This window comes from Holtiella tumoricola, from assembly GCF_027857615.1.
In the GTDB taxonomy this organism is placed as follows: Bacteria; Bacillota; Clostridia; order Lachnospirales; family Cellulosilyticaceae; genus Holtiella; species Holtiella tumoricola.
Genome location: NZ_JAQIFT010000025.1, coordinates 57,092 through 68,008, shown reverse-complemented (window position 1 = coordinate 68,008; position 10,917 = coordinate 57,092). Strand labels below are relative to the sequence as shown.

The window sequence follows — 10,917 nt, the reverse complement described above, 5'->3', positions numbered from 1 at the left end:
AAATAATAAAAGGAGTAGGGTTAACCCTACTCCTTTTATTATTTATATTACCTTAAAGCTCATCTTTCTTCACTTTACATTTATCTTTGGGTATCTCAATATATCCAAGCCCTACGCGTCTATTCCATAAATGTTCACCTATATCTTTTAGGCTAATTTCTTTCTCTAAATCTGCATTTGAACTAAGCAAGAATTTTCCAAAGCACCAAAATTTGATGGTAAAACCCTCTTCATCATCTACTACTAAACATACGTGATGCTTTTTCTTAATCTGATCTAAACTTGTAAAATAACTTAAATCGCCTCCAAGTCCTAATGAAATTAAAATTGTCTTATCATTAGATAACGCAATGCAAATCCATATGCCTTTATGATAGACTTCTTTGACTAAAACGCCCCTAGTCTTCCTATTCCACTCTCGTACTGAAAGATTAGTACATCTAGGCTGTAAGATATCAATATCACTGATTCTTTTGTCCTTTAAAAGGTTATTCATTTTTTGAGCAAGTTGATAAATTTCTAGTAATTCAACCATCTTACCCCTCTTTTCTATCCTATGTCTATTTAATGTTTATTGCAATCTGTCATTCTCTCTTCCTTTACTATACACCCTCTTACTAAATAATAGTATGCCAGATTCTAAAAACAAATAGACAGTCCCATATGATTTAGGACTGTCTATCTCTTAAAAGTTTACTTCATCTGGATTAATACCTGCTCCACCACAGAATTGAATCTCATCAATAACCTTTATATCTTCTACTGTTAACTCAAAATCAAATACTTTAGCATTTTCAATAATTCTACTTTCTGTAACTGATTTAGGAAGTGGCAATACATGGTGTTGTAAACACCACCTAATACAAACTTGTGCAACTGTTTTGCTATACTTCTTAGCTAAATCTATAAGTACTTCATTATTAAGTACATTGCCTGTTCCAAGTGGACTCCATGCCTCTACAAGAATATTATGTGCTTCACAATATTCTATTAAATCAAAGCGTGTAAAACCTGGATGGAATTCTACTTGGTTTACCATCGGCTTCACAGTCGCTGTTTCTAATAGCGCTTCTAAGTGATGTGGCAAGAAGTTGCTTACACCAATAGCCTTGATACGTCCATCATGATATAACTTTTCTAGTGCTCTCCAAGTTTCAGCATTTAGCTCTTTCCAGTTTGGAAATTGTTTTTCGATAGCTGGCCAATGAATAAGGTAAAGATCTAAATAGTCTAACTCTAATTTGCTCATTGTCTCTTCAAAAGCAGCTAATGTCTTTTCATAGCCTCTTTCGGTATTCCAAACTTTACTTGTTACAAAAAGTTGCTCACGAGGAATACCTAATTCTTTAATTGCCTTTCCAACACTGCCTTCATTTTGATAGCAGGCTGCTGTATCAATGTGAATATATCCTTCTTTTAATGCTACCTTAACAGACTCAACTGCTACTTCTCCATTTGGAGTTTGCCATGTTCCAAATCCAACACATGGAATTTCTACACCATTTACTAATGTAAATGTATCTGAAAGCTTATTAAATCTATGTTTCATTTCATTTAATCCTTCCTTTTTCTTTATTATAACTAGTGACTTCCTCATCTACTAGTGTAATTATATAAAAATGGCTAAGTCTACGTACTGTATAGACTTAGTCATTGCTCTACATTATTGTGGTAAATACTCTAATTTCAAATAAGAGAATTGCTCATAAGGAATAGTAAATTCTAATATGCCTACTGCATGAGGTGAAATAATATATTCATTTGCTATGACAACAAAACCTTTATCTGAAAGATACCATGTATCTTCTGTTAAAATATCTTTAATATCCTTTTCATAGCCTTCAAAGAAATAATCTTTATATTCATATTTCTTTGTTTCTTTTAAAATAAAATTATTGATAAATTCTGTAGCCTTTGGTACATCTGTTAAAATTTCATTTAGAGTTAATCTTTCACCTGTCTTTGTACTAAAGGTTTGAGCAAAACGTGTCCCATTAGGATGTGCTCCACCTGTATATTCATAATAGTTATCTATAAAGCTTATAACTTTATCATCTGCTCTACCTGTTGAGTATGTTTCACCTAATTCATATCCATGCCAATACTCTTGTTGTTCTTTAGTCCTTTGTTGATAATCCTGTTCTGCTAGCTTAATATATTCCTTCTCTCTTTGTTTAAATACTTTAAGTAGTTTCTTATAGTAAGTATTAATCTTTAAACTTGCCTTTTTATTTTCAGGTATAGTCACGCTAGGGCTATTACCTTGTACTGATAACATAATTACGCCATCTTTATCTTTAAATATTTCATCTATATCTTCATATTTAACTGTAATGATAGGTTCTACTGGCTCCTCTTTAGCGTATAAAGAAGTACAAGGTACTACATTCAATACACAAATGATTATAAGAATAATAGAGACTAAACGTTTCTTCATAAAAACACTCCTTATATCTATAAACTCTATCCTTATTATACCAAATTTCTACTATTAAATGCATAGTATTAAACATTGTATACATTTCTCATTAGAAGCATAAATAAAATGGAGTTTATGCCATGTAACAGGCACAAACTCCATTTCATTTATATTCTATCTATTAATTAGCAATCGATTGTAATACCTGTATCATATTGAGTATCATCAATAAGAAGTTTAACTTTCAAGCTACCTTTTAAACCTTCTTTGCTTACTGGGAACTCTACTGCACGTTCGTCAGATTCTTGGAATGTTCCTACACACATTGCAAGGAATGGTCTCTTAGTTGTTGGTACGAAGTAACGGTGTGTTGCTTCTTCACCTTCTAAGATAAGCATTACAAGTTGACCCTTTTCAAATGTTGCTTTTAAGATAATACGGTCTTCTTCTTCACCAACTCTTACATTATATGTATCTGGTACATCTTGTACTTCTTCAGCTGGTACTTCTGTCATCATTTCTTCTGTTACACCAAGTGTTCCTAATAATTCACCTTTGCCAAATGTTAATGCATCTGCCTCACAGTATAATGGAAGTTTTTCTGCACGGTAGTAGTTTGCTGGAATACGCATTTCAAACATAATTACATCATCTTTAATTTCAAATGTAATAGAATTGAATTCTACTTCGTCTACACTCACTGCTACTGGTGGGAAGTTACATGTTTCACCATCTTTTGTACCAATACCACCTGAATGTACCATGTAATGGCCTTCACCATAATATTCTACGTTTGAAATATATGTTGAGAAGAATTCTTTACCAAGTTCTTTACCAAATTGCCATACTTGCTCAATAGTCATATCTTCTGTGTTGATACGGTATCTAACACCACGTGAGAAGTTTTGGTCTGCTGGTACATATTTTTCTTTAACTTTAGAACGATAGTGACCATTATCAAATACCATAATATCACCATCTGGTAAAACAACACATGCATGTTGTTCATATTGCCAATCGAAGTCACCATCACCTACTGGAGTAAAGAAATATTTATCCACCATTTCTTGTGGCCAACCTTCTGGATCCCCAAGAATCCAATTAAGTTCCCCTGTTTCATAGTCTAAGTTAATAACGATATCTTGGTGACGTCCTGATAATGATAAGCTATTTGTTCTCTTATCGTACCATACAGCATTGTTATGGAACCAGTCATGAGCATCTTGGCTTCCTGAACCACCTTTATCTTGTGGTAATACTTTTTGATAATCCCAAGTTTTAAGGATTTCACCTGTTTTACGGTCAACAAGCGCGCACATATCTTCTACAGTACCTCTTGGAAGGTCTTGTGTTAAGATAAGAAGATTACCATCTTCCATTTCAAATTGATCATGATGGTATCCACTTGGAAGACGGTATTCTTTATAAATTTTACCAATCATACCAAGTTCATATAAACCTGTTGTATGGTATGGAGGTGCTACAAGACGATTGGTACCGATAAGTAAACGCCCATTTTTTACACGTTTAATATCAAATGCAAGGTTTAATGTCATGTACCAACGTACATCACCTTTATAGTCATATGCAGCTGTCATCGCTGGTGAAGTTGGTGATACAAATACTACATTACTTCCCATATATTCTGGTGTTGTTTCAACTTTAGTTGGTTGCTTTACTTTTTCTGGAGCTTCCTCTGTTTGAATTTCAAGAGTCGTTGTGCGACCCCCTTCAAGTTCAATAACAACTTGGTTGTTATATCCAGCATAAAGACCTAATACTTGTACAACATGTTCTTTAGCTTTAGGAAGTTCAAAAGACATATCTCCTGCTTCTTCTTTACCTTTTACAACAACACGTCCTGCTACTTCTTCTTCTGTTTTGAACATTACAACTGCTGTAAGCGGTGCAATAAGGTAAGGATTAAGTTTTACATATGGTTTTTCAAATGTGAATTCCCCTGTATTGTACTCGTTTAAAAATGCTTGTTCATTTTCAAATTGCTCTGTAATAATGTGTTTAAATTGTTTATAAATAACTGACATAATGTAGACCTCCTAGTCTGTGTCATAAGTATGTTTAAATTATAACAAATTCAAACCAAAACAAAATTAACCTATGTTACGAATTTCATTTTTGTCTAATTAATCATATACTATAATATAATTCATAGCAGAAAGGAGAATTTTCTATATGTTTAATTGTCTTCCCCCTGAAACTGCTTCTATGCCAAACTCCTTATTCCATGCTTTACAAGGTCAATACTTTGTAGGTTACGCCGATAATATTTCCTTAAATAATGGCAACAATGCCTGGGCTTCCCTCTCTAATCCTATTGGCTCTGGCGTAAATCTCTTTGTAAATGTTTGGACAGTCACAGAACCTTCTACTACACCTCTTAACATTCAAGTTTGGTTAAATGCTACACTTCCCGTTCCCCTTACTCCTTCGACATTTGTAACTCCTACAAATACAGCTTTTTTCCCTTTACCTACACCCGAAGTTCAAATTTTCAAAGCCTCTAATACCAATGCTACACCTACTGGTGGTGCCATCGCTTATACAAGACTCTCAGTACCTGGTCAAACATTAGCTGATGAAGAAGATGGTAAGTTTATCATTCCACCTGGTGGTAACTTTGCACTTTTCTTCTCAAATCCTAGTACTACTACAAATACTACTAATATAAAAGTCGCATTTGGTTGGTGGGAAGAACCCATTTGCAGATACTAAAAGTGAATACTAAAATATGAAAAAGGGGGCGGTTGCATAAGCAACAGCCCCTTGCTAATTATACTTTTTCCCATTCTTATCAAAAGTTCTTTTTAAAGCTTTCTCTACTGGTATGATAGATACAATTAGAATAATTGTTTGTACCACTACCAGTCCACTACAGATAATACCCTGTACAGCTTCTCCAAGAAAATAAGAAATGATAGTGAAGAAAATACTCACAATTAGTATCATCAAGCCCCATGTTCTCCACACTTTCCCACAATACTGGTGAGCAAAATTCCATATATCTTGATTTTTCATGGACATAGATGTACGGTATCCATATACTCCATTAATATTTTTAGGAGGATTCTTCTCAAACATTATCCCAAATCCCAACATCATCAGTGGAATAAGAAGATTACATATTAATAAAAAGGTTTCCAAGTGCGTCCACTCCTTTTATCCATTTACCTTATGTTTATTAGTATGCTACACAACACTTTTTTCACACCATTTCCCACTTAAAAATCTCCCTGTAAAGATGATGGCACGAAGTGTCCAATCTGCAAACATACCAATCCATACAGCCATTGGTCCAAATCCCCAAACTCTGCATAAATAGATACATAATGCTACTCTACAGAACCACATAGTCAATGTAGAAATAATCATCGAGAATTTTACATCCCCTGCTGCACGCATACCATACGCTGGTATAAAAGAAAGTCCCCAAACTAGTGGTTTGACAATAGTTATAGCAAGCATCATACTAAAGCACATTCTTGCACTTTCCACTTCCATACCTGCAAGCATTGTAACAGGCTTAGTGATAAGGAGTACAAAAAGACAAGATATAATAATGACAACTTCTGCATACCCAGTCAGCTTCACAATATAGTATTTAGCTTCCTCTTTTCTTCCTGCCCCTATACACTGCCCAACCACTGTCATAAGCCCAATTCCTATTCCCATGGCCGCCATACCATTTAGTGCTTCTAATGTATTCGTCATAGCTTGAGCTGCTATCGAAATAGTTCCCATCTCAGATACCGTAGATTGAATAGCTAACTTTCCAAATTGGAACATACCATTTTCAATACCTGTCGGAATCCCTACAGCTAATACTGCTGCAATTAGTTTAAAGTTTGGACGTATTTTAAAGTATCCATTAAGTACAATAGGTTGTTTGGGTTTATGTAAAAAATAAAAAATAACAATTGTGCAAAAGATACGAGAACATAATGTAGAGATAGCAGCTCCCATTACGCCCATTCTAAATACAAAGATTAATAAGATATTTCCCACTATATTTAAGCAATTAGCCAGTACAGAAACTTTCATTGGGAATTTAGAGTTTCCACTTGCTCTATAGAACGCTGCTCCTACATTAAATAGCGCAAGAAATGGATAGGATAATGCTGTGATGAAGAAATATGTAAGTGCATTAGACATAACGTCTTGCTCTACTTTTCCAAAGATCATTTGAAGTAATGGTGCTCTAAAAGCTATTGCACCTATCATAAGAAGTGTAGCTATAGCCAGTATAGATATAAATACTTGTCTAGCTGCTTCATTACATTTTTTATCGTCCCCTCGACCTAAATACTGAGAACATATAATCGTTGCCCCGACTGCCATAGCCGAGAAAACTTGTATAATAAGTACATTAATAGAGTCTACTAAAGATACAGCAGAGATAGCTGCACTTCCTACATTGCTTACCATCATGGTATCTGCCATTCCCATAAATGAGTTAAGTAGCTGTTCAATAATAAGCGGAATCAGTAATATTCTCAGATTCTTATTACTAAATAGCCTTGTCTCCTTACTGATCTGTGCACGGTCATATAGCCTAGTAATCATGTTGTCCCTTCTTCCCTAACTTAATTTAATATCTTTGTTATTATACATCCATTCCTCTCTAATTTAGAATGTATTATTTTAGCCAAAATAAAAAAAGTCTTGTAGTACTTAATCATAAAGTATCTACAAGGCTTTCTATTCATCCTAATTCTATTTAAATAATCTTATGATACTAACCTTAAGCAACTTGCTTCATAGTTTCTTGCGCTTCTACTTCATCAATCTTATCTTTTCCAAGATTACGCATTTCTAAATAAATTGCTACAGTAGATATTATAACAGATAGACAATCCGCTACTGGCCCTGCTAGCCATACACCTCTTAATCCAAATATATTAGGCAATATAAGAAGTGCTGGAACAAAGAATATGATTTGTCTTGAAAGGCTAATAAGCATTGCTTTCTTAGATTTCCCAACAGCTTGATAGTAATTAGATGCTGTTATTTGAACTGCTATTAAAGGAATCGCAAATAAGAATAACTTCATACCTGATACAGTAATTTCTGTAAGTTTTGGATCATTATTAAACATTTCCACTGCCATTTCTGGACATATTTGAATAAATGCAGCACTTACAAGCAAAATCACTAATGCAGCCATTAAACTATATTTATAAGTTTGTTTTACACGATCATATTTTTTTGCTCCATAGTTATATCCTATTATAGGCTGTGCTCCTTGGTTAATTCCAAAAAGAGGCATCACAAAAATACTAGACAAAGAAGAGATAATTGCCATTGCTCCAATTGCCAAATCTCCTCCGTATGTCATAAGTGACTTATTGGAAATAACACTTACTATACTACTTGTTATTTGCATACAAAATGGTGCCATACCTACAATTAAGATTTGTTTCATAATCTTAGTATCAATTTTTACACTTTCTGAGGTAAGTTTAATTGAAGATTTTTTACTCTTTGTAAAGTAATATAGTACCCAACAACCTGCTACACATTGTGAAATAACAGTTGCATAAGCAGCACCTTGAATGCCTAATCCCAAGCCAAAGATAAAGATTGGGTCTAATATAATATTAATTATTGCACCTATAAGCATTGTATACATACTCATTTTAGGATTACCGTCTGAGCGTATTGAATTATTCAAAGAGAATGTAAAGATATTAAAAATAGTTCCCCAAAATAATGGTCGAATATAAGCCAACGCATAGGATAATGTATTTTCACTTGCACCAAAAAGCTTCAATATTTGTTCAGCAAATATATTTCCTAATACAGCAATAAGTATACTTGTTATAACAATTCCACTAAAACCATTTCCTAATATTTTCTGTGCACCTTTTTTATCCCCTCTCCCAAAAGCAAGAGAAATGTTAGCACATGTTCCAATTCCTAAAAGCATACCAAATCCTGTAATAATTTGAGTAATGGGCATTGTAACGCCTACCCCTGTAATTGCAAGACCTCCTACATTGGGAATATTTCCTATATAAATACGGTCTACAACATTGTATAGCATATTAACAATCATTCCAATAATTGCTGGAATCGAGAATTTAATAAGTAGGCTTAGAATACTCTGTGTGCCTAATTCATTTTGTGTTTCTTCCATTTTCATAAACTATTATCCTTTCTACCAATCTGTTTGTCTTATGCTGAAAGTAATTATAATATAGAAAGATTGCTAAAGAATAATACTTATTTTCAACGTGCGGGTTATAACTAAAATTTATAACCTAATATTTTTTGTTAATTCCTCCACTAAAAGAGTAGCTTCATAAGAGAGAGGCTCTCTTTTTCTTTTAAGCCACCCTACATACATATCAATATTCTCTTGTAACTTAATAAACTTGAGTCCCCTTTTCTTAAGGTACTCTATATTTTTCTCTATATCAAAGCTATAGCTATCTAAATTCCAAAGTAAATCACTCACTGTTTCTCTATCTGTTGCATGAATCGTATTTCCCACAAATTTAGACCATATATCTAACAACTCTGAATCTTGATTTACAGATAGATCTTTTTCTTTTAGATATTCGATATAAGTTAATTTGTCTAATTCCTCAAAAGCTACCTGATCACGGTTATATAAACTACTTTTAGGGCTTACCGCTACACCTAATTTTGTTTTATCAAGTATATTAAATTCTATTTTTCTCTTATCCAGCACTTTTTCTATAAGACTTAGTTGAGTCGTATTCATAACGATAATAGCGATTTCTGACTTCATATAATAAAGATGCTTTATAACAGCACCTAGATTATCTTCCTTAATAATAATTTGCACTCGGCTGTCTTTTAAAAGGTTATAAATTTTACTAATAACAGGTGTTAGATGAAGCATTCCTGTTTGAGATATCTCTAGAAAATTTACATGTTTCTTTTCTTCTACTCCATATGCTTTCTTTAGTTGCTCCACTTGTCCTAATATCGATTTAGCATATTGGACAAGCAACTTTCCATCTTTAGTTACCTCTACGCCTTTATTCGTACGGTTAAAAATTTGGACATTTAACTCTTTTTCTAAGTTATTTACTGCACTGCTTAAATTGGGTTGAGAAACAAATAAATTCTTAGCCGCTTTATTCATAGATCTTGTTCTCTCTATTTCAAGTACATATCTGAGCTGTTGTAACTGCATACCATCCTCCTATTTTATTACTTTATAACTTATATTATTTCCTACCATCTATATTCACTTTGCTTCTATTGATTTATAAAAAGGCTCACAAGTCTTTATAACTTGCAAGCCCTGCTTAATCTTCCTTACAGTACACTATTTCCTACTACAAGCGCAAGATAACCCCAATCCCAAATAGCACTTTCAAAACTATTTTCTAAATACTCACGAATATCACTTTGATCATATCCTGTTACACGTGCAACAATCATCATATAGTCACGTACCGTATAATACTCTAATTTCTCTTTTCCATCTGTTAACCATTTAAGGAAAATAGCCTGTTTAATAGTTGCATATTCTAGAGTGACCCATTCAAAAGCAACTACCATATCCTCAAGTTCCATCTCTGCCATTAATCCGTTAGCAAAAATCTCTGTTAATAAATAATTCGTCAAAAGTCTTTCATAAGCTTTAATTTCTTGATTAAAGATTTCAATTTTTTTTATTAGCTCTTTATTAGAATAAAGAGTTTCCAATTGTTCTGCTTTTGTAGCTATGTCTTCTAAAAACGCTACATAAAGTTTTTGCTTACGATAATTATCTACTACATCTAAAAACAGTTCATTTCTTTCCCAGAAGGAATCCATTAAATTGAACTTCATCTTTCTAATGGCGGTTATTAAGGGTTTCATTTGTTTTGCATCTGTATAGAGATTAATCTTATCTACTGTAAGTTTTGGATCTTCTAACAGCTCTAATAATGCATAGAAGATCATCATGATGCGCTCTGTTAAAGTGTAATGTTCATCTTGCATAAGTGTGAACATCATCTCACGAACAACATAAAGTAATGAAGACTTGCCTTCTTCTTCATGATAAAACTGGACTGGATTTTCATTTAGTAAGTCAATTACTACAGGGCAGGCTGTAGAAAGTGAATACTCTATTCTATCTTCAAATTGATTGATTTGTCTTGGAAAGGTTGTACATGTTTTAGATAAAGTTTCTTCTCCTAATTCTATAACCAATCTACAAAGCTTCTGAGTATTTAAGAATGGACATTTTTTCTCTTTGTTTAGGGTAATAATTTGACCATCCTCTTCTTTTTCTAAGCAATTACATAAACTCAACTCAGGTAACGTCTCACCTTCTAATTGCGTTTGATTTAGCCTTAACCCTTCCCAATTTTTAGCTGTCTTATCATCTACTGCAATACGCCATTCTTGGCAACAGCTGAAAGAACATTTATCTGCAATACAACGAAACGTTTCATAATCATTTACTTTAATTGTATGACTCATAGTACCTCCTAGGCTTACTCATAAAATTGTCT

Annotated in this window: 10 protein-coding genes; 1 reads left to right on the top strand and 9 read right to left on the bottom strand. The window is 33.3% G+C overall.

The annotated features are described in order from the left end of the window. Window positions 1–52 precede the first annotated feature (52 nt). The 4 genes from PBV87_RS06265 to PBV87_RS06250 form a co-directional block, all read right to left on the bottom strand. The gene (locus PBV87_RS06265; protein WP_271011542.1) at window positions 53–535 is read right to left on the bottom strand and encodes a DNA-formamidopyrimidine glycosylase family protein; all 483 of its coding nucleotides are present in this window, start codon (window positions 533–535) and stop codon (window positions 53–55) included. 150 nt (window positions 536–685) lie between these two features. Next, window positions 686–1,549 (bottom strand): aldo/keto reductase, encoded by an 864-nt coding sequence (locus PBV87_RS06260; protein WP_271011541.1) that lies wholly within the window; start codon window positions 1,547–1,549, stop codon window positions 686–688. Between the two features lie 114 nt (window positions 1,550–1,663). Beyond that, window positions 1,664–2,437, bottom strand: coding sequence for a DUF3298 and DUF4163 domain-containing protein (locus PBV87_RS06255; RefSeq protein ID WP_271011540.1), 774 nt, complete (start codon window positions 2,435–2,437; stop codon window positions 1,664–1,666). 167 nt (window positions 2,438–2,604) lie between these two features. Then, the gene (locus tag PBV87_RS06250; RefSeq protein WP_271011539.1) at window positions 2,605–4,464 is read right to left on the bottom strand and encodes an aryl-sulfate sulfotransferase; all 1,860 of its coding nucleotides are present in this window, start codon (window positions 4,462–4,464) and stop codon (window positions 2,605–2,607) included. A 148-nt stretch (window positions 4,465–4,612) separates the two neighbouring features. Here PBV87_RS06250 and PBV87_RS06245 point away from each other — a divergent pair, with 148 nt between their 5' ends. Next, window positions 4,613–5,152: a DUF6143 family protein gene (locus tag PBV87_RS06245; RefSeq protein WP_271011538.1), complete on the top strand. Its 540-nt coding sequence runs from the start codon at window positions 4,613–4,615 to the stop codon at window positions 5,150–5,152. 54 nt (window positions 5,153–5,206) lie between these two features. Here the strand turns inward: PBV87_RS06245 and PBV87_RS06240 are convergent, their stop codons facing one another. From PBV87_RS06240 to fliB, 5 genes are all read right to left on the bottom strand, one after another. Next, window positions 5,207–5,581: an SdpI family protein gene (locus PBV87_RS06240; RefSeq protein ID WP_330680352.1), complete on the bottom strand. Its 375-nt coding sequence runs from the start codon at window positions 5,579–5,581 to the stop codon at window positions 5,207–5,209. Between the two features lie 45 nt (window positions 5,582–5,626). Then, window positions 5,627–7,000 (bottom strand): MATE family efflux transporter, encoded by a 1,374-nt coding sequence (locus tag PBV87_RS06235; RefSeq protein ID WP_271011537.1) that lies wholly within the window; start codon window positions 6,998–7,000, stop codon window positions 5,627–5,629. A 178-nt stretch (window positions 7,001–7,178) separates the two neighbouring features. Then, entirely contained in the window at window positions 7,179–8,579 is a 1,401-nt protein-coding gene (locus PBV87_RS06230; RefSeq protein WP_330373790.1) for an MATE family efflux transporter, read from the bottom strand. A 111-nt stretch (window positions 8,580–8,690) separates the two neighbouring features. Further along, window positions 8,691–9,602, bottom strand: coding sequence for a LysR family transcriptional regulator (locus PBV87_RS06225; protein WP_271011536.1), 912 nt, complete (start codon window positions 9,600–9,602; stop codon window positions 8,691–8,693). Window positions 9,603–9,727: 125 nt separating this feature from the next. After that, complete coding sequence (gene fliB, locus PBV87_RS06220) at window positions 9,728–10,885, bottom strand: flagellin lysine-N-methylase (protein ID WP_271011535.1); 1,158 nt, start codon at window positions 10,883–10,885, stop codon at window positions 9,728–9,730. Window positions 10,886–10,917: the final 32 nt, after the last annotated feature.